We start from the raw sequence: 26,131 nt of genomic DNA on the forward strand, positions 1-26,131 counted from the left end.
ATGACTCACTTCTTGGCCGGGGCGGCGGCCTTGCCAGCGTTCGGGTCCAGCTCCTTGGTCATGTCGTCGAGCAGCTTGTTGACCACCGGCACGGCCGGTTCCAGGCTGGTCTGGGTCAGCTGGGCCGACTGCTGGGTGACCTTGGGCATTTCACGCAGGACTTTCTTGCCCAGCGGCGACTCGTAGAACTTGACCAGGTCCTTGAGCTCCTGCTCGGTGAAGGTCTGGGTGTACAGGTCGACCATCTTCGGCTTCAGCTTGTTCCAGCCGATGGCGTTGTCCAGCGCTGCGTTGGCCTTGGCCTGGTAGCTCTCGAGCACCGGCTGCTTGGAGGCCGGGGCCTTGGTCTGGGCGAAACGCTGGGCGAACATCTGCTGGACCTGCATGTACACCGGCGTGCCCAGCTTGTCGGCATTGGCCAGGGTCAGGAATTTCTCGGCGGCAGCGTTGTGGCTGGCGGTGGCAGCGAGTACCTGGCCGCTGGCACAAGCCAGGGCGACGGCAGCACAGAGGACACGAAGACGGGTCATTGCATTTCCTTCAAGGAGGGGGAGGCGGTACCTCAGAGTAGAGCATTCTGCTCCCGCAGGGGCGCAGCGCTCAAGTGGCACGACGAGCGAATGAACCGCTCGCACGCATGAGGGCCTAAACTGCTGATTCTGACTGACAAAGGAGTGAACGCAGCATGAGCCGTATCGAGACAGACAGCCTGGGCCCGGTCGAAGTTCCTGAGGACGCCTACTGGGGCGCGCAGACCCAGCGCTCGCTGATCAACTTTGCCATTGGCAAGGAACGCATGCCGCTCGCGGTGCTGCACGCCCTGGCACTCATCAAGAAAGCCGCCGCGCGGGTCAACGACCGCAACGGCGATTTGCCCGCCGACATTGCCCGGCTGATCGAACAGGCCGCCGACGAAGTGCTCGACGGTGAACACGACGACCAGTTCCCGCTGGTGGTGTGGCAGACCGGCAGCGGCACCCAGAGCAACATGAACGTCAACGAGGTGATCGCCGGGCGCGCCAACGAACTGGCCGGCAAGGGCCGCGGTGGCAAGGCGCCGGTGCACCCCAACGACCACGTCAACCGCTCGCAGAGCTCCAACGACTGCTTCCCCACCGCCATGCACATCGCCGCCGCCCAGGCCGTGCATGAAAAACTGCTGCCGGCGATAGCCGAGCTGTCGTCGGGGCTGGCCGAGCTGTCGGCGCGCCACAGCAAGCTGGTCAAGACCGGCCGCACGCACATGATGGACGCCACGCCGATCACTTTCGGCCAGGAAGTCTCGGCCTTCGTCGCCCAGCTCGACTACGCCCAGCGCGCCATCCGCGCCACCTTGCCAGCGGTGTGCGAGCTGGCCCAGGGCGGTACCGCCGTGGGCACCGGGCTGAACGCCCCGCATGGCTTTGCCGAAGCCGTGGCCGCCGAGCTGGCCGCCCTCTCCGGCCTGCCCTTCGTCACCGCCCCCAACAAGTTCGCCGCCCTCGCCGGCCATGAGCCGCTGACCAGCCTGGCCGGTGCCCTGAAGACCCTGGCGGTGGCGCTGATGAAGATCGCCAACGACCTGCGCCTGCTCGGCTCCGGCCCGCGTGCGGGGCTGGCCGAAGTCCGCCTGCCGGCCAACGAGCCGGGTAGCTCGATCATGCCGGGCAAGGTCAACCCGACCCAGTGCGAAGCGCTGTCGATGCTGGCCTGCCAGGTACTGGGCAATGACGCGGCGATCGGCTTTGCCGCCAGCCAGGGGCACCTGCAACTGAACGTGTTCAAGCCGGTGATCATCCACAACCTGCTGCAGTCGGTCGAACTGCTGGCCGATGGTTGCCACAACTTCCAGCAGCACTGCGTGGCCGGGATCGAACCGGATGCCGAACAGATGGCGGCGCACCTGGAACGCGGGCTGATGCTGGTGACGGCGCTGAACCCGCACATTGGCTATGACAAGGCGGCGGAGATTGCCAAGAAGGCCTACGGCGAAGGCAAGACCTTGCGCGAAGCGGCGTTGGAGTTGAAGTACCTGACCAATGAGCAGTTCGACCAGTGGGTAAGACCAGAGAACATGCTGGCGCCCGGTGGCAAGGGCTGATTCGCTTTCTTAAAGCTGGCGCGATTTCTTGTGGGAGCCGCGCTTGCCGGCGATGGGCCGCAAAGCGGCCCCACGATTTCAAGGTTGCTGCACAAGTTGCCGGGGCCGCGTTGCGGCCCATCGCCGGCAAGCGCGGCTCCCACAAGTACAGCGCACGCCTGGAGGCTGGTGATAATCCTACGCCAATCGCGCCCTTCTGGCCTTCCACCCGGCCACCAGCGATGGCCCCAGGGCCACCAGGGTCGACCCCGCCACCACCGTCACCGCCCCTACATAGCCCAGGGCATTGATGTCTTCGGCCTGCACATACTCAGGCCACAGCACGGCCGCCAGCGCCACCGCGACAAAGGTCACCAAAGGCGTCAACGCCAGCGTGGCACTCACCCGCGATGCCTCCCAATGCGCCAGCGCCTCGGCAAACGCGCCATAGGCCACCAGGGTGTTCAGGCAGCAGGCCAGCAGCAACCAACCCTGCACCGGGGTCAGTTGCAGCGCCTCCAGCGGGTGCACCCAAGGCGTCAGCAGTGCCGCGCAGCTCAGGTAGATGACCATCATCACCTGCTGCGAATGCCACACCGTCAGCAGCTGCTTCTGGCTCAAGGCATAGAACACCCAGATGCTGGTGGCCAGGATTACGGTCAGGACCCCCGTGGTGTAGGTGCCCAGCGAGGTCAGCAGCTCTTCGAGGCGCTGGTTGAAGAACAGGCCGAAACCACTCAGCAGCACCAGCAGGCCGATGCCCTGCCCCAGGCTGAAGCGCTCCTTGAACACGAACACACTGGCCACCAGCAACAGCACCGGGCCGATCTGCACCACCAGTTGGGCGGTACCAGGGCTCAGTAGCTTCAGGCCGATCAGGTACAACACGTAGTTGCCCATCAGGCCGACCACAGCCACTGCTATCAGGCCTTTGCCCTTGGGCGCCAGCTTGCGCAGCGAAGGCAGACGCCGCTGGGTCGCCAGCCAGGCGAACAGCAAGCCGCCGGAAACCATCAGGCGGTACCAGGTAACGGTCAGCGGGTCGACCACCTGCAATACCTGCTTGAGCTTGATCGGCAGGATGCCCCAGAGCAGCGCGGTCAGAAGTGCCAGGAACAGGCCGTAGCCCCAACGGCCGGAAGTTGTGTGCATACAGTCCTCGAATGAGCCCTTGGTGGGGGTATCCGGATTCTAAGGGCTTGGAGCACCGAGCCGGAGGAAAATGCCGGGAAATAAATTCATCGTGTCATTCCCTGCCGGCATGCCTGGTCATTTCTTGTGCTTGGCGAACGCGGCTTCCAGGGCTTCGTTGATCGTGCGCAGCACCTTCACCCGTGCCCAGCGCTTGTCGTTGGCTTCGACCAGCGTCCAGGGTGCGATCTCGCTGCTGGTACGGTCGACCATGTCACCCACGGCCTGGGCGTAATCATCCCACTTTTCACGGTTGCGCCAGTCGTCTTCGGTGATCTTGTAGCGTTTGAACGGAATCTGCTCACGCTCCTCAAAGCGTTCCAGCTGGGTCTGCTGGTCGATCGCCAGCCAGAACTTGACCACCACCACGCCGGCATTCACCAGCTGCTCTTCGAAATCGTTGATTTCGCTGTAGGCGCGCATCCAGTCGGCCGGGCTGCAGAAGCCTTCCACCCGTTCCACCAGCACCCGGCCGTACCAGGAGCGGTCGAAGATGGTGAATTTGCCGCGCGCCGGGATGTGCCGCCAGAACCGCCACAGGTAAGGCTGCGCCCGCTCTTCTTCCGTGGGCGCGGCAATCGGCACGATGCGGTACTGGCGTGGGTCCAGCGCGGCCGCCACGCGGCGGATGGCACCGCCCTTGCCGGCGGCATCGTTGCCTTCGAACACCGCCACCAGGGCGTGCCGGCGCATGCGCTTGTCACGCAGCAGGCCGGCCAGGCGGGCTTGCTCGGTGACCAGCTGCTCCTGGTAGTCAGACTTGTCCAGGCGCACGGTCAGGTCCAGCGCGCCGAGCAGGCTGCGCTGGTCGATGCTCTGGCCCAGCGGGGCAACGTTGCCTTGGTGCTTGCCCTTGGGGTTGTGGGCCAGCGCTGTCTGCAGGCTCTCCAGCAGAATGCGCCCCACCGCCAGGCTGCGGTAGTTCGGGTCGACGCCTTCGACGATGTGCCACGGCGCATAGTCGCGGCTGGTGCGGCGCAGCACGCGCTCGCCAAAGCGCACGAAACGGTCGTAGGTTTCCGACTGCTGCCAGTCCAGCGGGCTGATCTTCCAGCTGTGCAGCGGATCGTCCTTGAGCGACTTCAGCCGCGCCTTCATCTGCTTCTTGGACAGGTGAAACCAGAACTTGATGATCAGTGCGCCTTCGTCGCACAGCATCTCTTCGAGCCGTTCAGCCCCGTTAATGGCCTGGTCGAGCACGGCATCCTTGAATACGCCATGCACCCGCCCCTGGAGCATCTGGCTGTACCAGTTGCCGAAGAACACGCCCATCCGCCCTTTGGGTGGCAGCGCCCGCCAGTAGCGCCAGGCCGGTGGCCGGGCCAGTTCTTCGTCGGTCTGCTGGTCGAAGGTGAGCACGTCGATCATCCGCGGGTCCATCCACTCGTTGAGCAGCTTGACCGTCTCGCCCTTGCCGGCGCCTTCGATGCCGTTGATCAACACGATCACCGGGAAGCGCGCCTGCTGCTTGAGTTCGTACTGGGCCTCCAGCAGCGCCTCGCGCAAGGCGGGGACTTCTGCGTCGTAGGTTTCCTTGTCGATGCTGTGACCGATTTCCGCGGATTCGAACATGCACTGGCTCCTTCATTGGATAAGCAAGACTAGCGGATTTGCGTTGTGTCTGTGCAAACCCGGCAGATGGCATAAAATCCGCACATCCGCTGCAACCGAGCCAACCATGTCCACCCTTCTTCAGCACGCCCAGATCGACTGGGACGACCAGGGCCGCCCCCACTCGCGGCAGTACGACGACGTCTATTTTTCGAAAAACGAAGGCACCGACGAAACCCGCTACGTGTTCCTCGAGCAGACCCGTCTGGCGCAGCGCTTCGCCGCCCTGGCGCCGCACGCCTGCCTGGTGATCGGCGAGACCGGCTTCGGCACTGGCATGAACTTTTTCTGCGCCTGGCAGCTGTTCGCCGAACAGGCCCGTGCCGATGCGCGCCTGCATTTCATCAGTGTCGAGAAATACCCGCTTGGCCATGACGACATGGCCCGCGCCATGCGCCTGTGGCCCGAGATGGCGGCCTTCACCGAGCCGTTCCTGGCGCAGTACGTGGCGGTACACCCTGGCTTCCAGCAGTTCAGCTTCGACCATGGCCGGGTCACCCTGACCCTGCTGATCGGTGACGTACTGGAACAACTGCCGCAGCTCGACGCCAGCATCGACGTGTGGTTCCTCGACGGCTTCGCGCCGGCGAAGAACCCCGACATGTGGACCCCTGAGCTGTTCGCGCAACTGGCGCGACTGGCTCATGCCGGTACCGTGCTGGGTACCTTCACCACCACCGGCTGGGTACGCCGTGGGCTGATCGATGCCGGTTTCACCATGAAGAAGATCCCGGGCATCGGCAAGAAGTGGGAGGTGATGAGTGGCGAATACACCGGGCATGCCTGCGCAGCCGTCGCCGCGCCCTGGTACGCCCGCCCTGCCCCTGTGGCGGGCCCGCGCCAGGCATTGGTGATCGGTGCCGGCCTGGCGGGCAGCGCCAGCGCCGCCAGCCTGGCCGCACGCGGTTGGCAGGTGACGGTGCTGGAGCGCCACGCGACACCCGCACAGGAGGCTTCGGGCAACCCGCAGGGCGTGCTGTACCTGAAACTGTCCGCCCATGGCACCGCCCTGTCGCAGATGATCCTGGCCGGTTTCGGCTACACCCGGCGCCAGCTGCAGCAGTTGCAGCGTGGCCAGGACTGGGACGCGTGCGGCGTGCTGCAGTTGGCCTTCGACGGCAAGGAAGGCGAACGCCAGGCCAAGCTCGCCGAAGCCTTCGACAGCAGCCTGCTGCGTGCACTGGAACAGGCTGAAGCCGAGGCGATTGCCGGGGTGGCGCTGCCTGCGGGCGGCCTGTACTACCCGGAAGGTGGCTGGGTGCACCCTCCCGCCTTGTGCCAGGCGCAGCTGCAGCATCCGGGTATTGCCGTTCAGCTCCATCAGAACGTGGTCGAGCTGCGCAAGGCCGACGGCCAGTGGCAGGCATGGGATGGCGAGCGTCTGCTGGCCAGTGCGCCGCTGGTGGTGCTGGCCGGGGCTGCCGATGTGCGCCGTTTCGAACCCTGCGCCCAGCTGCCGCTCAAGCGCATTCGCGGGCAGATCACCCGCCTGCCGGCCACCGACGCCAGCCGCGCATTGCGCACCGTGGTCTGCGCCGATGGCTACGTCGCACCGCCTCGACAAGGTGAACATACCTTGGGTGCCAGCTTCGACTTCCACAATGACGACCTGAGCCCGACAGTAGCCGAGCACCAGGGCAACCTGGCGTTGCTGGACGAGATCTCCACCGACCTGGCCTCGCGCCTGGGTGCAGAGGCACTCGACGCCTCGCTGTTGCAGGGCCGTGCGGCGTTTCGATGCACCAGCCCCGACTACCTGCCGATTGTCGGGCCGCTGGCCGACCCTGCGATGTTTGCCGAGGCTTATGCCGTGCTCGGCAAGGATGCGCGGCAGGTGCCAGAGGTGGCGTGCCCGTGGCTGGACGGGTTGTATGTGAACAGTGGGCATGGCTCGCGGGGGTTGATCACGGCACCGTTGAGTGGCGAGCTGATAGCCGCCTGGGCCAGTGGTGAACCGTTGCCATTGCCGCGCGCGGTGGCGGAGGCCTGCCATCCGAACCGGTTCATGCTGCGCAGGCTGATTCGCGGGAAGTGAGTTTGGATTGGGAATGTATGTCGATCGTTATGTGTGGGCATTGAGATCGAGCGCCGTCCGCGCGGCGCTTCGCGAGCTTTGCTCGCTCCTACGTTTGTTTCGGGCCAGTAACGCCTGTGGGAGGCGCGCGCGACCGCCTGGTTGATACGACGCGTTATCGCGCCATGCGCCAAGGCGTTCGCGCGCAAATCCCGCAGGAATGACTGGCCGGAAACAAACGTAGGAGCGAGCAAAGCTCGCGAAGCGCCGCGCGGGCGGCGCTCGATCTCACAGGCGACACAAATTTATCGGCCTACACTCCAAGCCCACTCGCCCTTATAACAGATCGATCTAAAACTCCCACAAACCGCACAGGTCAGTTCCTTACAGGGTGCCCTAATCCGGGGCACTCATTCCCCAACGGAAAAACCGGTAAGGACCTATGTGCGGATTAGCAGGAGAGTTGCGTTTCACCCCCATCGATCAAGCCCCTCGCCCAGCCGACCTGGCTGCGGTAGAGCGCATCACCCATCACCTGGCGCCCCGCGGCCCCGACGCCTGGGGCTTCCATAGCCAGGGGCCGATCGCCCTCGGCCATCGCCGGCTGAAGATCATGGACCTGTCCGACGGTTCGGCGCAGCCGATGGTCGACAATACCCTGGGCCTCTCGCTGGCCTTCAACGGTGCCATCTACAACTTCCCCGAACTGCGCCAGGAGCTGCAGGATCTGGGCTATAGCTTCTGGTCCGACGGCGACACCGAAGTGTTGCTCAAGGGCTATCACGCCTGGGGCGCGGCCTTGCTGCCCAAGCTCAATGGCATGTTCGCCCTGGCCATCTGGGAGCGCGACAACCAGCGCCTGTTCCTGGCCCGCGACCGCCTCGGAGTCAAGCCGCTGTACCTGTCGCGCAACGGCGAGCGCCTGCGCTTCGCCTCGACCCTGCCGGCGCTGCTCAAGGGTGGCGACATCGACCCGATGCTCGACCCGGTGGCGCTCAACCACTACCTCAACTTCCATGCCGTGGTGCCGGCGCCACGCACGTTGCTGGCCAATGTGCAGAAGCTCGAGCCCGGCACCTGGATGCGTGTCGACCGCCACGGTGAAGTCGAGCGCCAGACCTGGTGGCAGCTGCACTATGGCCCCAACCCGGACGAACGCGACCTCGACCTGGAAGGCTGGACCACCCGCGTGCTCGACGCCACCCGCGAGGCGGTGGCGATCCGCCAGCGCGCCGCCGTGGACGTCGGAGTGCTGCTGTCTGGCGGTGTCGATTCCAGCCTGCTGGTCGGCCTGCTGCGCGACGTCGGCGTGGACGACCTGTCGACCTTCTCCATCGGTTTCGAAGATGCCGGGGGCGAACGCGGTGACGAGTTCCAGTACTCCGACCTGATCGCCAAGCATTACGGTACCCGCCACCACCAGCTGCGCATTGCCGAGCACGAGATCATCGAACAGCTGCCGGCGGCCTTCCGTGCCATGAGCGAGCCGATGGTCAGCCACGACTGCATCGCCTTCTACCTGCTGTCACGGGAAGTGGCCAAGCATTGCAAGGGCGTGCAGAGCGGCCAGGGCGCCGACGAACTGTTCGCCGGCTACCACTGGTACCCGAAGGTGGACGGTGCCGAGGATGCCTTCGCGGCCTACCGTGACGCCTTCTTCGACCGCAGCCATGACGAGTACCGCGATACGGTCCAGCCCTCTTGGTTGCTGGAAACCGACGCGGCCGGCGACTTCGTCCGCGAGCACTTCGCCCGCCCCGGCGCACCCGATGCCGTGGACAAGGCACTGCGCCTGGACAGCACGGTGATGCTGGTCGATGACCCGGTCAAACGGGTCGACAACATGACCATGGCCTGGGGCCTGGAGGCGCGTACGCCGTTCCTCGATTACCGCCTGGTCGAACTGTCGGCGCGCATTCCGGCACGCTTCAAGCTGCCCGACGGTGGCAAGCAGGTGCTCAAGCAGGCCGCACGGCGGGTGATCCCCCACGAGGTGATCGACCGCAAGAAGGGTTACTTCCCGGTGCCCGGCCTCAAGCACCTGGAAGGCGCGACCCTGGGCTGGGTGCGCGACCTGCTGACCGACCCGAGCCAGGACCGCGGCTTGTTCAAGCCGGCCATGATCGACCGCCTGCTGAGCAACCCGCACGGCCAGCTCACCCCGCTGCGCGGCTCCAAGCTGTGGCAACTGGCGGCCCTTAACCTGTGGCTCAGCGAACAAGGAATCTGACCGATGAAAGCCCACGAAATCGCTTACGGTCAGCGCTTGCTGCGCGGCCAGGCGCCGTCCTACGAGCGCCTGCAGGCGCGCCTGGCCGGCGACGGCAGCGAGCCCCACGACCAGCCGCGAGCCTTGCACTGTGGCTGGGGGCGCCTGCTGATCGGCCATACCTACCCGGACGCCGCCAGCCTGGCGGCCGCGCTGCAGGACGAACGCCCCGGCGAGCGCGACATCGCCTTGTACGTGGCCGCGCCACAGCAGCTGCTGGCCCAGGCACCGCAGCAACTGTTCCTCGACCCGTCCGACACCTTGCGCCTGTGGTTCACCGACTACCGCCCGGCGCAGCGGGTGTTCCGCGGCTTCCGCGTGCGCCGGGCGCAAAACCCCGGCGACTGGCAGGCGATCAACACCCTGTACCAGGCCCGCGGCATGCTGCCGGTCGACCCCGAATTGGTCACCCCGCGCCACCTCGGTGGCCCGGTGTACTGGCTGGCCGAAGATGACGACAGCGGCGCGGTGATCGGCAGTGTCATGGGCCTGAACCACAGCAAGGCGTTCGACGACCCGGAACACGGCAGCAGCCTGTGGTGCCTGGCGGTGGACCCGCAGTGCACCCGCCCAGGCGTCGGCGAGGTGCTGGTGCGCCACCTGATCGAGCACTTCATGAGCCGTGGCCTGGCCTACCTCGACCTGTCGGTGCTGCACGACAACCGCCAGGCCAAGCGCCTGTACGACAAACTAGGCTTCCGCAACCTGCCAACCTTCGCGGTCAAACGCAGGAACGGCATCAACCAGCAGCTGTTCCTCGGTCCAGGCCCGGAAGCCACCCTGACCCCCTACGCTCGCATCATCGTCGACGAGGCCTTGCGCCGTGGTATCGAGGTACAGGTGGATGATGCTGCCGCTGGGCTGTTCACCCTGAGCCTGGGCGGGCGGCGCATCCGCTGCCGCGAGTCGTTGAGCGACCTGACCAGCGCCGTGACCATGACCCTGTGCCAGGACAAGCGCCTGACCCAGCAGGCCCTGCACGCCGCCGGGCTGCAGGTGCCGGCGCAGCAGCTGGCCGGCAATGCCGACGACAACCTGGCGTTTCTCGACGAGCATGGCGCGGTGGTGGTCAAACCGGTGGATGGCGAACAGGGCCAGGGCGTGGCGGTCAATCTCACCTGCATCGAGGACGTGACCCAGGCCGTGGAAAACGCCCGCCGCTTCGACAGCCGCGTGCTGCTGGAGAGCTTCCATGCCGGCTGCGACCTGCGCATCCTGGTGATTGGCTATGAGGTGGTGGCAGCAGCGATTCGCCACCCGGCCCAGGTGATCGGTGATGGCACGCACAGCGTCCGCCAGCTCATCGAGGCACAGAGCCGTCGGCGCCAGGCAGCAACTGATGGCGAAAGCCGCATCCCGCTGGATGACGAAACCGAGCGCACCCTGAGTGGCGCGGGCCTGGGCTACGACGATGTGCTGCCGGCAGGCCAGCGTCTGGCTGTGCGGCGCACGGCCAACCTGCATACCGGTGGCACTCTGGAAGACGTCACCGAGCGCCTGCACCCGGTGCTTGCCGATGCCGCCGTGCGGGCGGCGCGGGCGCTGGAAATCCCTGTGGTAGGCCTGGATTTCATGGTTCGCGATGCCGAACACCCGGATTACGTGATCATCGAAGCCAACGAACGCGCCGGCCTGGCCAACCATGAACCGCAGCCGACGGCTGAACGGTTTGTCGACCTGCTGTTCCCGCATAGCCGGGCCATAGCGTGAGTTTGTGGTGGGGCGAATATCGAGCGCCGCCCGCGCGGCGCTTCGCGAGCTGCGCTCGCTCCTACGTTTGTTTCGGGCCAGTAATGCCTGTGGCAGGCGCGCGCGGCCGCCTTGTTGGTACGACGCGATATCGTGCCAAGCACCAAGGCATTCGCGCGCAAATCCCCCAGGATTAATTGGCCAGAAACAAACGTAGGAGCGAGCGCAGCTCGCGAAGCGCCGCGCGGGCGGCGCTCGATATCCGCCCCACCTTGTTACCCAAGGAGTACCCATGACCGAACGACTCCCCGAACCCGACCTCGATTACATGAAGCGCGTCCTGCTGGAGATGCTCGCCATCCCCAGCCCGACCGGCTTCACCGACACCATCGTGCGCTACGTGGCCGAACGCCTGGACGAACTGGGCATCCCCTTTGAACTGACCCGCCGCGGCACCATTCGCGCCACCCTCAAGGGCCGGCAGAGTTCGCCCGACCGCGCCGTCTCGGCCCACCTCGACACCATCGGCGCCAGCGTGCGCCAGTTGCAGGACAACGGCCGCCTGGCCCTGGCCCCGGTGGGCTGCTGGTCAAGCCGCTTCGCCGAGGGCAGCCGGGTCAGCGTGTTCACCGACACCGGTGTTTTGCGCGGCAGCGTGTTGCCGCTGATGGCCAGCGGGCACGCCTTCAACACCGCGATCGACCAGATGCCGATCAGCTGGGAACACGTCGAGGTGCGCCTGGACGCCTATTGCACCACCCGCGCCGATTGTGAGGCGCTGGGCATTGCCATCGGTGACTTCGTCGCCTTCGACCCACTGCCGGAGTTCACCGAAAGCGGCCACATCAGCGCCCGCCACCTGGACGACAAGGCCGGCGTCGCGGCCCTGCTGGCCGCACTCAAGGCAGTGGTGGAAAGCGGCCGCCAGCCACTGATCGACTGCCACCCGCTGTTTACCATCACCGAGGAAACCGGCTCTGGCGCGGCCGCCGCCCTGCCCTGGGACGTCAGCGAGTTCGTCGGCATCGACATCGCCCCGGTCGCCCCCGGCCAGGCTTCCAGCGAGCATGCCGTGAGCGTGGCCATGCAGGATTCTTCCGGGCCGTACGATTACCACCTGTCACGCCACCTGCTGAAGCTGGCCGGCGACCAGGATGTGCCGGTACGCCGCGACCTGTTCCGCTATTACTTCAGCGATGCGCACTCGGCCGTGACCGCCGGGCATGACATTCGCACCGCTTTGGTGGCGTTCGGCTGCGATGCCACCCATGGCTACGAGCGTACCCATATCGACAGCCTGGCCGCGCTCAGCCGGCTGCTTTCGGCCTACCTGCTCAGCCCACCAGTGTTCGCCAGCGACTCGCAACCGGCCAATGCCTCGCTCGAGCGCTTCAGCCACCAGTTGGAGCACGATGCGCAGATGGAGAGCGACACCCGGGTGCCGGCTGTGGACAGCCTGGTAGGAAACAAAAGCTGATGGCCGTGGAATCGCGTAGCATGCAGCCATTCATGACCAAGACCGTGCGCTGCCCATGCTGATCCCCTACGACCAATTGCAAGCCGAAACCCTGACCCGCCTGATCGAGGACTTCGTCACCCGCGACGGCACCGACAACGGCGACGACACCCCGCTGGAAACCCGTGTGCTGCGGGTACGCCAGGCATTGGCCAAGGGCCAGGCGTTCATCCTGTTCGACCTGGAAAGCCAACAGTGCCAGTTGCTGGCCAAGCACGACGTGCCCCGCGAGCTGCTCGACTGACAGCTCCGGCCTTTTCGCGGCTGAAGCCGCTCCCACAGGCACAGTACAGGTCTAAGGCCTAAGGTGATCCCTGTGGGAGCGGTTTCAGCCGCGAAGAGGCCGGAGCAGGCTGGTCAGGGCTGATCAGCCTTGCACGCCTGCGCTGCCTTGATCCGCCGATACACCTCGGCCCGGTGCACCGGCACCTTGCGCGGTGCTTCCACGCCAAAGCGCACCATGCCATTGCGCGACTCCACTACCTTGATCCGAATATCGTCACCAATGGTGATGACTTCGCCGACTTCACGCCCGATCACCAACATGCTCCGGTCCTCTCGCAACAGGAAAAAACCGCAGCGTGCTTGGGGATATTCGTCTGGACAATACTTCGCCAGCAATTCAGAGCGAACCTACAAGGGTTGGTAATTTCTCCTACAGACAACTCCTACAATCAGCGCGACTGCGCCTTGGCCCGCATCTTGACCGCCATGTCTGCCATCTCGTCATACAGCCGCTCCGGCGCCTGACGCTTGAGTTGCCAGGCCTGGCGCCCGGCTTCATGGGGCAGGATCAGAAACTCGCCCGCCGCAACCTGCTGGTGGATGTAGTCGGCGATATCCGCCGCGCTGATCGGCGAGCCTTCCAGCAGCTTGCCGACTTGGGCCTTCATCGCTGGGTTCGGCCCGCGGAACGACTCCAGCAGGTTGGTCTGGAAGAACGACGGGCACACACAGTGCACCGCCACTTCCAGCTGGCGCAATTCCACCAGCAGGCTTTCCGACAGCGCCAGCACACCGGCCTTGGCCACGTTGTAGTTGCTCATCCCCGGCCCCTGCATCAGCGCCGCCATGGAGGCGACGTTGATGATTCGCCCCTTGCTGCGCTCAAGCTGTGGCAGGAACGCCTTGCAACCTTTGACCACGCCCATCAGGTTGACCGCGATCTGCCAGTCCCAGTCTTCCAGCGACAGCTCGGCGAAGAAGCCGCCCGAGGCGACGCCGGCGTTGTTGACGATCACATCGATGCCGCCGAATTTTTCTTCGCAGGCCTGGGCCAGGGCGGTGAGCTGGCTGTAGTCGCGCACGTCGCAGCGCTGGACGAAGCCCTCGCCGCCCGCAGCCCGCACCAGCGCCAGGGTTTCGCGCAGGCCAGCCTCGTTGACATCAGCCAGCGCCAGGCGCCAGCCCTCGCGCGCCCAGCGCAGGGCGATCTCGCGGCCCAGGCCCGAGCCGGCGCCAGTGATCATGATGCGGTTTTGCATGGTGGCACGCCTTGTTCTGACAGATTGTGCAACGAGTCTAATCAAGGCCTTGGTGGGAGGCAGGGTTCATCAGGATAGTGAATGGGCGGGCATGACTGCGTGGTCAGTACCGGCCTCTTCGCGGCTAAAGCCGCTCCTACAGGGATCACCTCGGGCCGAGGCCAGTCGAGCGCCCGTGGGAGCGGCTTTAGCCGCGAAGAGGCCGGCACAGGCAACCATCCAGATTGAATCTTTCACAAGCGGCAACAGTCCGAATTTACAAGAGGCCAGCAGTCCGAGGCCCTTGACCCTAAACCACGCAAGGACTCCGTCATGACCACGATTCTCATCATCATCCTGATCCTTCTGCTGATTGGTGGCTTACCGGTCTTCCCGCACTCGCGCAGCTGGGGCTACGGCCCGTCCGGCATCGTGGGCGTGGTGCTGGTGATTCTGCTGGTGCTATTGCTGCTAGGCATGATCTAGCGGCACAACATGAAAAAACCGCGCCGAGGCGCGGTTTTTTCATGGGCGAGGGCTATCAGTGCGAGACAGCGCCAGAAGCACCCAGGCCAGTCTGCGAACGGACGAACTGCGGGTAGAACAGCGCACGCTCGTCATCGGCAGCCTTGGACTTGTCGGTGACCGAGAAGAACCAGATACCGACGAAGGCGATGATCATCGAGAACAGCGCTGGGTACTCGTACGGGTAGATGGCTTTTTCATGGCCGAGGATCTGCACCCAGATGGTCGGGCCAAGGATCATCAGCGTCACCGCGCTGACCAGGCCCAGCCAGCCGCCGATCATGGCGCCGCGGGTGGTCAGCTTCTTCCAGTACATCGAGAGCAGCAGCACCGGGAAGTTGCAGCTGGCGGCAATGGAGAACGCCAGGCCGACCATGAAGGCGATGTTCTGCTTCTCGAACAGGATGCCCAGGCCGATCGCCAGCACGCCAAGGGCGATGGTGGTGATCTTCGACACACGGATCTCGTCCTTGTCGTTGGCCTTGCCCTTGCGCCAGACGCTGGCGTACAGGTCGTGGGACACCGCCGAGGCACCGGCCAGGGTCAGGCCGGCCACCACCGCCAGGATGGTGGCGAAGGCCACGGCCGAGATGAAGCCGAGGAACACGCTGCCACCCACGGCATCGGCCAGGTGCACCGCCGCCATGTTGTTGCCGCCGATCAGGGCGCCAGCGGCGTCCTTGAAGTCCGGGTTGGTGCTGACCAGCAGGATCGCGCCGAAGCCGATGATGAAGGTCAGGATGTAGAAGTAGCCGATGAAGCCGGTGGCGTACAGCACGCTCTTGCGCGCTTCCTTGGCATCACTGACGGTGAAGAAGCGCATCAGGATGTGTGGCAGGCCAGCGGTACCGAACATCAGCGCCAGGCCCAGGGAGAACGCCGAGATCGGGTCCTTGACCAGGCCGCCCGGGCTCATGATCGCCTCGCCCTTGGCATGCACCTTGATCGCTTCGGAGAACAGGGTGTTGAAGTCAAAGCCCACGTGCTTCATCACCATCAGCGCCATGAAGCTGGCCCCGGACAGCAGCAGCACGGCCTTGATGATCTGTACCCAGGTGGTGGCCAGCATGCCGCCGAACAGCACGTACAGGCACATCAGGATACCCACCAGAATCACCGCGACGTGGTAGTCGAGGCCGAACAGCAGCTCGATCAGCTTGCCCGCGCCGACCATCTGCGCGATCAGGTAGAACGCCACCACCACCAGCGAACCGGAGGCCGACAGGGTACGGATTTCCTTCTGCCCGAGGCGGTACGAGGCAACGTCGGCAAAGGTGTACTTGCCAAGGTTGCGCAGGCGCTCGGCAATCAGGAAGAGAATGATCGGCCAGCCGACCAGGAAGCCGATCGAGTAGATCAGGCCATCGTAGCCGGAGGTGAACACCAGGGCGGAAATACCCAGGAACGAGGCCGCCGACATGTAGTCACCGGCAATCGCCAGGCCGTTCTGGAAGCCGGTGATCTTGCCACCGGCAGCGTAGTAGTCGGCCGCCGACTTGTTGCGTTTGGAGGCCCAGTAGGTAATGCCGAGGGTGAAGGCGACGAAGGCCACGAACATGGCGATCGCCGGAACGTTCAGCGGTTGTTTCTGCACCTCGCCGGTCAGGGCATCGGCGGCCCACACGGCGGGTGCGAAGGCTCCGCAGGCCAGTACGGCCAGGGCTTTGGCGTGGCGAATCATTGTTGCGCCTCCTTCAGGATGGCCTTGTTCAGCTCATCGAACTCGCCGTTGGCGCGGCGTACGTAGATGGCGGTCAGGACGAATGCCGACACGATCAGGCCGACGCCCAGGGGAATGCCCCAGGTAATCGACGAGTCAGGGCTGAGCTTGGTGCCCAGAATCTGAGGACCGTAGGCGATCAGAAGGATGAACGCGCAGTAGAGGCCGAGCATGATCGCCGAGAGAATCCAGGCGAACCGTTCACGTTTGCTGACCAGCTCCTTGAAGCGCGGGCTGTTTTGTATCGAGAGGTAAATGCTGTCGTTCATTGTTTTTGTCCTAGCAGCACAGGTAGGGGATGGAACCCACACCCTTACTTTATGCAGCTGTTGGACGCCAACCAGACGACCTTAGTCTTAGATGCAACGGTGTTTTACCGTTTACGTAACAAAGTGATGGCCCTTTGGCGGGTGAACCCGCTCCCACAGGGGATGTGCACAAGCCTGAAGACTGTGGATATCCCTGTGGGAGCGGGTTCACCCGCGAAGAAGCAAAACTGGCCCTGAAAGGTTGTTACTTGCCAGTCCACTCCTTCACGCGGTCCGGGTGCTTGGCCACCCAGTCCTTGGCCGCCGCTTCAGGCTTGGCACCTTCCTGGATCGCCAGCATGACCTCGCCGATCTCATCCTTGGACTGCCACTGGAACTTCTTCAGGAACTCCGCCACTTCCGGCGCCTTGGTCGCCAGTTCCTTGCTGCCGATGCTGTTCACGGTCTCAGCCGCGCCGTACACGCCTTTCGGGTCTTCGAGGAACTTCAGCTTCCACTTGGCGAACATCCAGTGCGGCACCCAGCCGGTCACTGCAATCGACTGCTGCTTGGCATACGCGCGGCCCAGTTCGGCGGTCATAGCCGCGCCGGAACTGGCCTGGAGCTTGTAGCCGGTCAGGTCGTAGTCCTTGATTGCCTGGTCGGTCTTGAGCATCACCCCGGAGCCTGCATCGATACCGACAATCTTCTGCTTGAAGCTGCTGTCGGTCTTGAGGTCGGCAATGCTCACGGCCTTGACGTATTCGGGGACGATCAGGCCGATCTTGGCGTCCTTGAAGTTCGGGCCGTAGTCGACCACGTTGTCCTTGTTCTTGGCCCAGTATTCACCGTGGGTGACCGGCAGCCAGGCCGAGAGCATGGCGTCGAGCTTGCCGGTGGCGACACCCTGCCACATGATGCCGGTGGCCACGGCCTGCAGTTTCACGTCATAGCCGAGCTTCTGCTTGATCACTTCTGCGGCGACGTTGGTGGTCGCCACACTGTCGGACCAACCATCCACGTAACCAATGCTTACTTCTTTGGCCATGGCCTGTGCAGCGCTCATGGTCAATACCAGGGCGGTGCCCACACCCAGGAAACGGCGCATTCTTGTAAAAGTAGCCATCAAAGCATCCCCTCGTCAGGTCTTGGAGACTGCATCATCTTCCTGCAACACAGGTCGACCTGCTCCCACTGCGACCTGTACCCGCCCATATGCGACAGCACTATGCCATTAGCGGCATCGGCCTACGGCAGCCTGCGCGATCCTTGCATGCCAAAGGTTTGGCGCCGGGCTACTATCTAGCGTTTTGTGCCTGACGATGGACCGCCCGATGCCTGAAGCTTCCCGCCTGCTGCTGCCGTTGTACCTGCTTGCCTGCCTGCTCGCCCTGCTCGGGCTGGGGGCGCTCTGGTACGGGCTGGGCAAGCCCGTCGTGCTGCCCGACGCAGCCAGCCCCACGCACAAACTGCAGTGCGCGTCGTACACGCCGTTCGACAAGGACCAGTCGCCGTTCGACCAGCCTTTTCGCCTGCGCCCGGCGCGCATGGATGCCGACCTGGCGCTGCTGGCCGAGCGATTCCAGTGCATCCGTACCTATTCGATGAGCGGTCTTGAGGCAATCCCGGCGCTGGCGCGCAAGCATGGGCTGAAGGTGATGCTCGGCGCCTGGGTCAACGCCAACCCGGTCGACACCGAGAAGGAAGTGGACGCGCTGATCGCCGCTGCCAACGCCAACCCGGACGTGGTCAGCGCTGTGATCGTCGGTAATGAGGCGCTGCTGCGCAAGGAAGTGACCGGCGAGCAGTTGGCCACGCTGATCAACAAAGTGAAAAGCCAGGTCAAGGTGCCGGTGACCTATGCCGATGTCTGGGAGTTCTGGCTGCAGCACCCGCAGGTGGCGCCAGCGGTGGACTTCCTGACCATCCACCTGCTGCCCTACTGGGAAGACGACCCGCGCGGCATCGACGATGCCCTGGCCCACGTCGCCGACGTGCGCCGGGTGTTCGGCAACCGTTTCGCGCCCAAGGACATCTTCATCGGCGAAACTGGCTGGCCCAGCGAAGGCCGTCAGCGCGAGACCGCCGTGCCCAGCCGCGCCAACGAGGCGCGGTTCATTCGTGGCTTCGTCGGCATGGCCGAGGCCAATGGCTGGCATTACAACCTGATCGAAGCATTCGACCAGCCATGGAAGCGTGCCAGTGAAGGCGCCGTGGGCGGTTACTGGGGGCTGTACGATGCCGACCGGCAGGACAAGGGAGTGCTCGAAGGACCGGTCAGCAACCTGCATTACTGGCCGCAGTGGTTGCTGGCGAGCGTGCTGTTGATGGCACTCACGCTGCTGATGGCCGGGCGCCCCGCCACACCGCTGGCAGCCTTGCTGCTGCCGCTGCTGGCCGCGTTTGGCGCGGGCTGCCTGGGGCTGTGGGGCGAGTTGATGCGCACCCATGCACGGTTTGCCGGGGAATGGGTGTGGGCGGTGGTGCTGGCCGGGTTGAACCTGCTGGTGCTGATGCATGCAGCCCTTGCCCTGGTCCGCCGCAACGGCTGGCGCGAGCGGTTGTTCGGTTACCTGCAGGCGCGGGCGGGATGGCTGTTGCTGGCCGCCGGCTTTGCCGCAGCAGTGAGCATGCTGGCGATGGTGTTCGACCCGCGCTACCGCAGCTTCCCGAGCGTGGCGCTGGCCCTGCCGGCGCTGGTGTACCTGCTAAGGCCCGTGGCTGCACGGCGCGCGGAAGTGGCGTTGCTGGCGTTTATCGTCGGGGCCGGGGTGTTGCCGCAGCTGTATCGGGAAGGGCTGGAGAATCAGCAGGCCTGGGGCTGGGCGCTGGTCAGTGTGTTGATGACTGCAGCCTTGTGGAGAAGCTTGCGGTTGCGCCTGGCTTGATACCCTGGGGCCGCTTTGCGGCCCATCGCCGGCAAGCGCGGCTCCCACAAGGGACTGCACAAGCCTGCGGGCTTGCACGGTCAGTGTGAGAGCCGCGCTTGCCGGCGATGGGCTGCGCAGCAGCCCCTTTCAGCCCCGGCGCGGTTGCCGGACCAGCCGCAACCCCGCCAGCACCACCACGAACACGGCAATGCTGGCGGTGTACAGCACCAGGGCGGGAATGCCGAACACCAATGCCAACACCGCCAGCCACCACCCGGCGCGCCCCGAAACCAGCTGCGCGAGCAAGGCCATGCCCAACCCGGCCCAGGCCATCACCTGAAAGTGAATGCCCAACCCCAGCAACGAACGCACCTGGCACTGCCAGTGGTCGCCTGGCACCACGCACAGCCCGACCCACTGCCCATCCTCCATCAGCCCATAGCGCACGCCATAACTGGCGGCGAGCCAGAGTGCCAGAAACATCAGCAGTAGAGCGGCCGGCAGCGATCGAGACATCCCATTCTCCAATAGCGGTAATCGAAATCATCCATGATCGCCCAAGCCCGGTTGTAAGGCAAAATCACAACCCTGCAGCTATGTTGCAGATAACAAGCACACCAAAGGCCACCGCACCAGGCAACTTTGCCCAGGCAACCGTGGTCCTAGCCTGCGTACTGCACGACCTTGATCCTTCTGGGGGAATACATGCTTCGATCTTGGCGCCTCGCCGCCCTTCTTGGCGGCCTGCTCATGGCTGCGGCCGCTTCGGCGCGGGATATCGACGCCGCGAGCTACGGCTACCCCTTGACCAACCCGTTCGAGGCGACCATCGCCACCACGCCACCGGAGCAGCGCCCGACCCTGCCCAGCGACGATGACATCGACCAGTCCGACTACAGCCTGAACCTGCGCCCGGAGCGCGAGTTCAGCTTGCCCGACAACTTCTGGGCGGTGAAGAAGCTCAAATATCGCTTGGCACGCCAGGACCACGAGGCACCGCTGATCTTCCTCATCGCCGGTACCGGTGCGCCCTACTCCAGCAGCATCAACGAATACCTCAAGAAGCTGTTCTACCAGGCCGGCTTCCACGTGGTGCAACTGTCGTCGCCGACCAGCTACGACTTCATGAGCGCAGCTTCACGCTTCGCCACTCCCGGGGTCAGCCAGGAAGACGCCGAAGACATGTACCGGGTGATGCAGGCCGTGCGTGCCCAGCACCCGCGTCTGCCGGTCAGTGAGTACTACCTCACCGGCTACAGCCTGGGCGCGCTGGACGCTGCATTCGTAAGCCACCTCGACGAAACCCGTCGCAGCTTCAACTTCAAGCGCGTGCTGCTGCTCAATCCACCGGTCAACCTGTACACCTCGATCAACAACCTCGACAAACTGGTACAGACCCAGGTCAAGGGCATCGACCGCAGCACCACCTTCTACGAGCTGATGCTGGAGAAGCTCACCCGCTACTTCCAGGACAAGGGCTACATCGACCTCAACGACGCCCTGCTGTACGACTTCCAGCAGTCGAAACAGCACCTGTCCAACGAACAGATGGCCATGCTCATCGGCACCTCGTTCCGCTTCTCGGCGGCCGACATCGCCTTCACCTCCGACCTGATCAACCGCCGCGGCCTGATCATTCCGCCGAAGTTCCCGATCACCGAGGGCAGCAGCCTGACGCCGTTCTTCAAGCGTGCCCTGCAGTGCGACTTCGACTGCTACATGACCGAGCAGGTGATCCCGATGTGGCGCGCCCGCACCGATGGCAACAGCATCCTGCAACTGGTCAACCAGGTCAGCCTGTATGCACTGGAGGACTACCTGCACAACAGCGACAAGATCGCCGTGATGCACAACGCCGACGACGTCATCCTCGGCCCCGGCGATATCGGTTTCCTGCGCAAGGTGTTCGGTGATCGTCTGACCCTTTACCCCCATGGCGGCCATTGCGGCAACCTCAACTACCGCGTCAACAGCGACGCCATGCTGGAGTTCTTCCGTGGCTAACAAACTTCTCCTCGCCACCGCCCTGCTGATTGCCGGCAATGCCCTGGCCGCGGAAACCGCGCCACGGGCCAGCGTGGTCGAAGCCGACCCACAAGTCACCCAGGCGCCGCTGGCGCCGGAGGCTGACGGCTTCATCGACCCGCTGCGCGCACTGAAATTCAACCCCGGGCTCGACCAGCGCGAATTCGAACGCTCGACCCTGGAGGCGCTGAACGTGTACGACCCGCTGGAGTCGCTGAACCGGCGCATCTACCACTTCAACTACCGGCTCGACCAATGGGTGCTGCTGCCACTGGTCAGTGGCTACCAGTACGTCACGCCCAGCTTCGTGCGTACCGGCGTGAGCAACTTCTTCAACAACCTGGGTGACGTACCGAACCTGTTCAACAGCGTGCTGCAGCTCAAGGCCAAGCGCTCGGCAGAAATCACCGCGCGGCTGATGTTCAACACCATCATCGGCGTGGGTGGCTTGTGGGACCCGGCCACCAGCATGGGCCTGCCGCGCCAGAGCGAGGACTTTGGCCAGACCCTGGGCTTCTATGGCGTGCCGGAAGGGCCGTACCTGATGCTGCCGGTACTCGGCCCGTCGAACCTGCGCGACACCACCGGGCTGGCGGTGGACTACGCTGGCGAGCAGGCGGTGAACTACCTGAACGTGGCCGAGGCCAGCGAAAACCACCCAGAGATCTTCGCCTTGCGCGTGGTGGACAAGCGCTACACCACCAAATTCCGCTACGGGCAGCTCAACTCGCCGTTCGAGTATGAGAAGGTCCGGTATGTGTATACCCAGGCGCGCAAGCTGCAAATAGCTGAATAAGCAGGCCCGGCCTCTTCGCGGGTGAACCCGCTCCCACAGGTTCAATGCTTACCTCGAGGCATGCGCAATCCCTGTGGGAGCGGCGGTTCGGCGCCCCGACTTGTCCCGCGAAGAGGCCGGTGCAGGCAACATCAAATCCCCAGGAACTGACACAGCTCGCGCTTCTTGGCCAAGGCATCGCGCCGCCCCAGTTCGATCAGCTCGCTGCAATAGCTGGCCTCGAACAGCAGGTAGCTCAACACCCCTGCCCCGCTCGTGCGCGTCGCCCCCGGGCCGCGCAGGAACAACCTTAACGCCGCCGGTAATTCCCGCCGGTGGCGCGCTGCAATCTCGTCCAGCGGTTGGCTCGGCGCAACCACCAGTACCTCGATCGGCGCCAGCCCCAGGCGCCGTGCATCCAGGTGCGCTGGCAACAGCCGGCTGAGGTGGTTGAGCCGCTGCAGCAGCTCGATGTCGTCCTCAAGGCTGTCGATGAAGGTGCTGTTGAGCATGTGCGCGCCGATCTGCGCCAGGCTCGGCTGCTGACCGCTGAACACGCGCTGGGTCGGCAACGGCGCCGCCGGGCGCTGCGGGTTGCCGCTGACCCCGACCACCAGCACCCGGCTGGCGCCCAGGTGCAGGGCCGGGCTGATCGGTGCCGACTGGCGCACCGCGCCGTCGCCGTAGTACTCATCACCCAGGCGCACCGGGGCGAACAGCAGCGGAATCGCCGCGCTGGCCAGCAGGTGATCGATGGTCAACGGCGTGGGCACGCCGATGCGGCGGTGGCGCAGCCAGGCGTCGATGGTGCCGCGCCCCTGGTAGAAGGTCACCGCCTGGCCGCTTTCGTAGCCGAACGCGGTCACGGCGACAGCCCGCAGTTGCTCGGCGGCGAGGGCGTGGCCAATGCCATCCAGGTCCAGGTGCGACTGCAACAGGCCACGCAGGGGGCGGCTGTCGAGCAAGGCCACCGGCACCTGGCCGCCCAGCCCCAGCAGGCTGTGGCCGACGAAGCGACTGGCCTGGTGCACCACCCCGGGCCAGTCGCTGCGGATGACCAGGCGGCTGCGGAAGTTTTGCCAGAACGTGGTGAGGCGCTGCACGGCGTCATGGAAGCGGGTGGCGCCACTGGCCAGGGTCACGGCGTTGATGGCACCGGCCGAAGTGCCGACGATGACCGGGAACGGGTTGTGCGCGCCGGGCGGCAGCAGCTCGGCGATGCCGGCGAGAACACCGACCTGATAGGCGGCACGGGCGCCGCCGCCAGAAAGGATGAGACCGGTTACCGGGGGTGGCGCCATGGATTCCTTCCTGGATCAGCTGTTTTCAGGCCCGGCCTCTTCGCAGGACAAGCCCGCTCCCACAGAGCCAGCCTTTACGCGGTCATTGTGGGAGCGGGCTTGCCCCGCGAAAGGGCCGGTACAGGCAATACAAAAATCAGCGTTTTTTCTTGTCATACAGCCGCGGCGCACCCTCGGGCCGCGACTTGAAGCGCCGATGCGCCCACAGGTACTGCTCGGGGCATTCGCGCAGCACACCTTCGACCCACTGGTTGATACGCAGGCAATCGGCTTCTTCGCTGTCACCGGGGAAACCCTCCAGCGGCGGGTGAATCACCAGACGATAGCCGCTGCCGTCCTCCAGGCGCTTCTGGGTGAACGGAATCACCTGCGCCTTGCCCAGGCGGGCGAACTTGGTGGTTGCGGTGACCGTGGCCGCCGGGATACCGAACAACGGCACGAAGATGCTCTGCTTGGCGCCGTAATCCTGGTCCGGTGCGTACCAGATCGCCCGGCCCGAGCGCAGCAACTTGAGCATGCCACGGACGTCATCACGCTCCACCGCCAGCGAATCGAGGTTGTGCCGCTCACGGCCACTGCGCTGGATGAAGTCGAACAGCGGGTTGCCGTGCTCGCGGTACATGCCGTCGATGGTATGGGCCTGGCCGAGCAGCGCGGCGCCGATTTCCAGGGTGGTGAAGTGCACCGCCATCAGAATGGCGCCCTGCCCGGCCTGCTGCGCTGCCTGCAGGTGCTCGAGGCCTTCGATGTGGGCCAGGGGCGCCAGGCGGGCCTTGGGCCACCACCAGCTCATGGCCATTTCGAAGAAGGCGATACCGGTGGAGGCGAAGTTGGCCTTGAGCAGGCGCCGCCGTTCGTCGTCGGACAGCTCCGGGAAGCACAGTTCGAGGTTACGCGCGGCAATGCGCCGGCGCTCGCCGGCCACACGGTACATCAGCGCACCCAGGGCACTGCCGAGCCACAGCAGGGCTCGGTATGGCAACTGCACCACCAGCCACAGCAGGCCCAGGCCAAGCCACAGGCCCCAGAATCGCGGGTGAAGGAAGTAGGGTCGAAAACGCGGGCGTTCCATTGAAGCTTCCGGCAAGACAAAGGCCGAGCATTCTACATCGGATCGGCACCGGTTGCGGCCAACCGGTCTTATCGTTATAAGTCAGGGCACTTTTTTCGCAACAAGCCGTCTATGCAGACCATGAGCCCAAACCACACACCCGACACCGCCTCCGTGTTCCAGCTCAAGGGCAGCATGCTCGCCATCACTGTGCTGGAACTGGGGCGCAACGACCTGGAAGCCCTCGACCGCCAGCTGGCGGCGAAAGTGGCCCAGGCCCCGAATTTCTTCAGCAACACGCCGCTGGTGCTGGCGCTGGACAAACTGCCAGCCGACGAAGGGGCGATCGACCTGCCCGGGCTGATGCGTATTTGCCGCCATCATGGCCTGCGAACCCTGGCGATCCGCGCCAACCGCATCGAGGACATCGCCGCGGCGATCGCCATCGACCTGCCGGTGTTGCCGCCATCCGGCGCCCGCGAGCGGCCGCTGGAGCCCGAACCCGAGGTCAAGAAGGCCGAACCGGCCCCGCCCCCGGCTCCCGCTCCCGAGCCAGAGGTGCGCCCGACCCGCATCATCACCTCGCCCGTGCGAGGCGGCCAGCAGATCTACGCCCAGGGTGGCGATCTGATCGTCACCGCCTCGGTCAGCCCAGGTGCGGAACTTCTCGCCGATGGCAACATCCATGTGTACGGCGCCATGCGCGGCCGCGCCCTGGCCGGGATCAAGGGTAATACCAAGGCACGTATCTTCTGCCAGCAGATGACCGCCGAAATGGTCTCGATCGCCGGCCAGTACAAGGTGTGCGAAGACCTGCGCCGCGACCCGCTGTGGGGCGCCGGCGTGCAAGTCAGCCTGTCCGGTGACGTGTTGAACATCACCCGTCTTTAACGGATACTTGCCGTCATTTTTAGAGCAACTTTTTTATCTGTTGCCGTTTTTTGCATTTTGCTGGGACACCTGTCCCGACTTATTTAGGGGTGAAACACCTTGGCCAAGATTCTCGTCGTTACTTCCGGCAAGGGGGGTGTGGGCAAGACCACCACCAGCGCCGCCATCGGCACCGGCCTCGCACTGCGCGGCCACAAGACTGTCATCGTCGACTTCGACGTGGGCCTGCGTAACCTCGACCTGATCATGGGCTGCGAGCGCCGCGTGGTGTACGACTTCGTCAACGTGGTCAACGGCGAAGCCAACCTGCAGCAGGCCCTGATCAAGGACAAGCGCCTCGAGAACCTGTTCGTGCTGGCCGCCAGCCAGACCCGCGACAAGGACGCGCTGACCCAGGAAGGCGTCGAAAAGGTGCTGATGGAGCTGAAAGAACAGTTCGATTACGTCATCTGCGACTCGCCGGCCGGTATCGAGAAAGGCGCGCACCTGGCGATGTACTTCGCCGACGAAGCCATTGTCGTGACCAACCCTGAAGTGTCCTCGGTACGTGACTCGGACCGCATGCTGGGCATCCTGTCGAGCAAGTCGCGCCGCTCCGAGAACGGCGAGGAGCCGATCAAGGAACACCTGCTGATCACCCGTTACCACCCAGAGCGCGTCGAAAAGGGCGAAATGCTCAGCATCGCCGACGTCGAAGAGATCCTGGCGATCAAGCTCAAGGGTGTGATCCCCGAGTCGCAGGCCGTGCTCAAGGCCTCCAACCAAGGTATCCCGGTCATCCTCGACGACCAGAGCGATGCCGGCCAGGCGTACAGCGACACTGTTGACCGCCTCCTGGGCAAAGAGAAACCCCTGCGTTTCATCGAAGTGCCGAAGCAAGGATTCTTCGCGCGCCTGTTTGGAGGCAAGTAAA

23 protein-coding genes are annotated in these 26,131 nt (G+C 64.6%); 12 read left to right on the plus strand and 11 right to left on the minus strand.

The window, feature by feature from the left end:
* Window positions 1-5: 5 nt before the first annotated feature.
* Window positions 6-530 carry a DUF2059 domain-containing protein gene (locus OCX61_RS20640; RefSeq protein ID WP_027918170.1) on the minus strand — a complete coding sequence of 175 codons (525 nt, stop codon included), beginning with the start codon at window positions 528-530 and terminating at the stop codon, window positions 6-8.
* A gap of 155 nt (window positions 531-685) precedes the next feature.
* Here OCX61_RS20640 and OCX61_RS20645 point away from each other — a divergent pair, with 155 nt between their 5' ends.
* Window positions 686-2,080: a class II fumarate hydratase gene (locus tag OCX61_RS20645; protein ID WP_261941155.1), complete on the plus strand. Its 1,395-nt coding sequence runs from the start codon at window positions 686-688 to the stop codon at window positions 2,078-2,080.
* A gap of 177 nt (window positions 2,081-2,257) precedes the next feature.
* On the opposite strand, the gene OCX61_RS20650 is transcribed toward OCX61_RS20645, so the two are convergent.
* Together OCX61_RS20650 and pap are read right to left on the minus strand one after the other, a co-directional pair.
* Window positions 2,258-3,211: a DMT family transporter gene (locus OCX61_RS20650; RefSeq protein ID WP_261941156.1), complete on the minus strand. Its 954-nt coding sequence runs from the start codon at window positions 3,209-3,211 to the stop codon at window positions 2,258-2,260.
* A 117-nt stretch (window positions 3,212-3,328) separates the two neighbouring features.
* Window positions 3,329-4,822 carry a polyphosphate:AMP phosphotransferase gene (gene pap, locus OCX61_RS20655; protein WP_261941157.1) on the minus strand — a complete coding sequence of 498 codons (1,494 nt, stop codon included), beginning with the start codon at window positions 4,820-4,822 and terminating at the stop codon, window positions 3,329-3,331.
* A gap of 106 nt (window positions 4,823-4,928) precedes the next feature.
* Between pap and mnmC the strand changes: the two genes are divergently transcribed.
* From mnmC to OCX61_RS20680, 5 genes are all read left to right on the plus strand, one after another.
* Complete coding sequence (gene mnmC / locus OCX61_RS20660; protein WP_261941158.1) at window positions 4,929-6,896, plus strand: bifunctional tRNA (5-methylaminomethyl-2-thiouridine)(34)-methyltransferase MnmC2/FAD-dependent 5-carboxymethylaminomethyl-2-thiouridine(34) oxidoreductase MnmC1; 1,968 nt, start codon at window positions 4,929-4,931, stop codon at window positions 6,894-6,896.
* A gap of 421 nt (window positions 6,897-7,317) precedes the next feature.
* Window positions 7,318-9,105 carry an N-acetylglutaminylglutamine amidotransferase gene (locus OCX61_RS20665; protein ID WP_261941159.1) on the plus strand — a complete coding sequence of 596 codons (1,788 nt, stop codon included), beginning with the start codon at window positions 7,318-7,320 and terminating at the stop codon, window positions 9,103-9,105.
* Between the two features lie 3 nt (window positions 9,106-9,108).
* Window positions 9,109-10,854 carry an N-acetylglutaminylglutamine synthetase gene (ngg, locus tag OCX61_RS20670; protein ID WP_261941160.1) on the plus strand — a complete coding sequence of 582 codons (1,746 nt, stop codon included), beginning with the start codon at window positions 9,109-9,111 and terminating at the stop codon, window positions 10,852-10,854.
* A gap of 271 nt (window positions 10,855-11,125) precedes the next feature.
* Window positions 11,126-12,310 (plus strand): osmoprotectant NAGGN system M42 family peptidase, encoded by a 1,185-nt coding sequence (locus OCX61_RS20675; RefSeq protein WP_261941161.1) that lies wholly within the window; start codon window positions 11,126-11,128, stop codon window positions 12,308-12,310.
* A gap of 55 nt (window positions 12,311-12,365) precedes the next feature.
* Complete coding sequence (locus OCX61_RS20680; RefSeq protein ID WP_003252629.1) at window positions 12,366-12,593, plus strand: YheU family protein; 228 nt, start codon at window positions 12,366-12,368, stop codon at window positions 12,591-12,593.
* A 113-nt stretch (window positions 12,594-12,706) separates the two neighbouring features.
* Here the strand turns inward: OCX61_RS20680 and csrA are convergent, their stop codons facing one another.
* Both csrA and OCX61_RS20690 read right to left on the minus strand, forming a co-directional pair.
* On the minus strand, window positions 12,707-12,895 hold the full coding sequence (csrA, locus tag OCX61_RS20685; protein WP_261941162.1) for a carbon storage regulator CsrA: 189 nt from the start codon (window positions 12,893-12,895) through the stop codon (window positions 12,707-12,709).
* Window positions 12,896-13,023: 128 nt separating this feature from the next.
* The gene (locus OCX61_RS20690) at window positions 13,024-13,833 is read right to left on the minus strand and encodes an SDR family oxidoreductase (RefSeq protein WP_261941163.1); all 810 of its coding nucleotides are present in this window, start codon (window positions 13,831-13,833) and stop codon (window positions 13,024-13,026) included.
* Between the two features lie 312 nt (window positions 13,834-14,145).
* On the opposite strand from OCX61_RS20690, the gene OCX61_RS20695 reads away from it, so the two are divergent.
* Complete coding sequence (locus tag OCX61_RS20695; protein WP_012271016.1) at window positions 14,146-14,298, plus strand: DUF3309 family protein; 153 nt, start codon at window positions 14,146-14,148, stop codon at window positions 14,296-14,298.
* A 55-nt stretch (window positions 14,299-14,353) separates the two neighbouring features.
* On the opposite strand, the gene OCX61_RS20700 is transcribed toward OCX61_RS20695, so the two are convergent.
* The 3 genes from OCX61_RS20700 to OCX61_RS20710 all read right to left on the minus strand — a co-directional run bounded on the left by OCX61_RS20700 (window position 14,354) and on the right by OCX61_RS20710 (window position 17,431).
* A complete protein-coding gene (locus tag OCX61_RS20700; protein WP_085675414.1) occupies window positions 14,354-16,018 on the minus strand; it encodes a cation acetate symporter in 1,665 nt (554 codons plus the stop codon).
* Window positions 16,015-16,326: a DUF485 domain-containing protein gene (locus OCX61_RS20705; RefSeq protein WP_110639578.1), complete on the minus strand. Its 312-nt coding sequence runs from the start codon at window positions 16,324-16,326 to the stop codon at window positions 16,015-16,017. Before OCX61_RS20705 ends, OCX61_RS20700 begins: the two co-directional genes overlap by 4 nt.
* A 244-nt stretch (window positions 16,327-16,570) precedes the next feature.
* Window positions 16,571-17,431 carry a glycine betaine ABC transporter substrate-binding protein gene (locus OCX61_RS20710; protein WP_261941164.1) on the minus strand — a complete coding sequence of 287 codons (861 nt, stop codon included), beginning with the start codon at window positions 17,429-17,431 and terminating at the stop codon, window positions 16,571-16,573.
* Between the two features lie 196 nt (window positions 17,432-17,627).
* Here OCX61_RS20710 and OCX61_RS20715 point away from each other — a divergent pair, with 196 nt between their 5' ends.
* Window positions 17,628-19,193: a glycoside hydrolase family 17 protein gene (locus tag OCX61_RS20715; RefSeq protein WP_261941165.1), complete on the plus strand. Its 1,566-nt coding sequence runs from the start codon at window positions 17,628-17,630 to the stop codon at window positions 19,191-19,193.
* A gap of 129 nt (window positions 19,194-19,322) precedes the next feature.
* Here OCX61_RS20715 and OCX61_RS20720 read toward each other — a convergent pair whose 3' ends face one another.
* Window positions 19,323-19,691 carry a hypothetical protein gene (locus tag OCX61_RS20720; protein WP_261941166.1) on the minus strand — a complete coding sequence of 123 codons (369 nt, stop codon included), beginning with the start codon at window positions 19,689-19,691 and terminating at the stop codon, window positions 19,323-19,325.
* 189 nt (window positions 19,692-19,880) lie between these two features.
* On the opposite strand from OCX61_RS20720, the gene mlaY reads away from it, so the two are divergent.
* Together mlaY and OCX61_RS20730 are read left to right on the plus strand one after the other, a co-directional pair.
* Window positions 19,881-21,179, plus strand: a complete 1,299-nt coding sequence (gene mlaY, locus OCX61_RS20725) for a lipid asymmetry maintenance lipase MlaY (protein WP_261941167.1) — start codon at window positions 19,881-19,883, stop codon at window positions 21,177-21,179.
* A 73-nt stretch (window positions 21,180-21,252) separates the two neighbouring features.
* On the plus strand, window positions 21,253-21,996 hold the full coding sequence (locus OCX61_RS20730) for an MlaA family lipoprotein (protein ID WP_400810273.1): 744 nt from the start codon (window positions 21,253-21,255) through the stop codon (window positions 21,994-21,996).
* Window positions 21,997-22,127: 131 nt separating this feature from the next.
* On the opposite strand, the gene OCX61_RS20735 is transcribed toward OCX61_RS20730, so the two are convergent.
* Window positions 22,128-23,276 (minus strand): patatin-like phospholipase family protein, encoded by a 1,149-nt coding sequence (locus OCX61_RS20735; RefSeq protein ID WP_261941169.1) that lies wholly within the window; start codon window positions 23,274-23,276, stop codon window positions 22,128-22,130.
* 136 nt (window positions 23,277-23,412) lie between these two features.
* Window positions 23,413-24,348 carry a lipid A biosynthesis lauroyl acyltransferase gene (locus tag OCX61_RS20740; RefSeq protein ID WP_261941170.1) on the minus strand — a complete coding sequence of 312 codons (936 nt, stop codon included), beginning with the start codon at window positions 24,346-24,348 and terminating at the stop codon, window positions 23,413-23,415.
* Window positions 24,349-24,459: 111 nt separating this feature from the next.
* Here OCX61_RS20740 and minC point away from each other — a divergent pair, with 111 nt between their 5' ends.
* Window positions 24,460-25,218 (plus strand): septum site-determining protein MinC, encoded by a 759-nt coding sequence (minC, locus tag OCX61_RS20745; RefSeq protein WP_261941171.1) that lies wholly within the window; start codon window positions 24,460-24,462, stop codon window positions 25,216-25,218.
* A gap of 99 nt (window positions 25,219-25,317) precedes the next feature.
* A complete protein-coding gene (gene minD, locus OCX61_RS20750; protein ID WP_054893840.1) occupies window positions 25,318-26,130 on the plus strand; it encodes a septum site-determining protein MinD in 813 nt (270 codons plus the stop codon).
* Window position 26,131: the final 1 nt, after the last annotated feature.

Origin of the sequence: Pseudomonas sp. LRP2-20 (assembly GCF_024349685.1) — a bacterium.
Lineage (GTDB): Bacteria > Pseudomonadota > Gammaproteobacteria > Pseudomonadales > Pseudomonadaceae > Aquipseudomonas.